A 549-nucleotide genomic window follows, 5' to 3' on the forward strand; every position below is an offset into this window, starting at 1 on the left:
GCCCAGGCCGTCCCGGCCGCCTGGACCCGCCCGGCCGTCTCGGCCGACCCCGACGCCTGGGCCGTGTCCGCCACGTAGGCCCGCTCGGCCGCCTCAGCCGTCTCGCCCGGCCCCGCCGCCTCGGCCATGGCCGCCACCTGAGCCCGCTCGGCCGTCTCGGCCACCCAAGCCCGCTCGGGCATCCCCGTCCGGTCCCACCACCTGGGCCGTGGCCACCACCTGGATCCGCTCGGCCACCCGGCCCCGCTCGGCCGTCTCAGACATCCCGCCCGGCCCCAACGCCTCGCCCATAGCCACCACCCAGACCCGCTCGGCCCACCCGGGCATCCCGCCCGGCCCCAACGCCTGGGCCATGGGCCGCCACCTAAGCCCGCTCGGCCGTCTCGGCCACCCAAGCCCGCTCGGCCCTCTCGGCCGCCTAGGCCGTCTCCGTCGTCTCCGCCGTCTCGGCGCCCCGGCCCAGCCGCTCCAGGCAGTGAGCCTCGTCGCCGCGGCTGACGAGGGTGTCGGGATGGCCGGGGCCCAGGACGCGGGCGCGGGCTCGGGTCA

General features: G+C 79.1%; 1 pseudogene. It reads right to left on the bottom strand.

The features are described 5' to 3' along the window. A pseudogene (locus tag KN815_RS48980) lies at nt 1–182 on the bottom strand (hypothetical protein); the annotation flags it as partial. Between the last annotated feature and the right edge of the window lie 367 nt (nt 183–549).

Source organism: Streptomyces niphimycinicus, assembly GCF_018883605.1.
In the GTDB taxonomy this organism is placed as follows: domain Bacteria; phylum Actinomycetota; class Actinomycetes; order Streptomycetales; family Streptomycetaceae; genus Streptomyces; species Streptomyces niphimycinicus.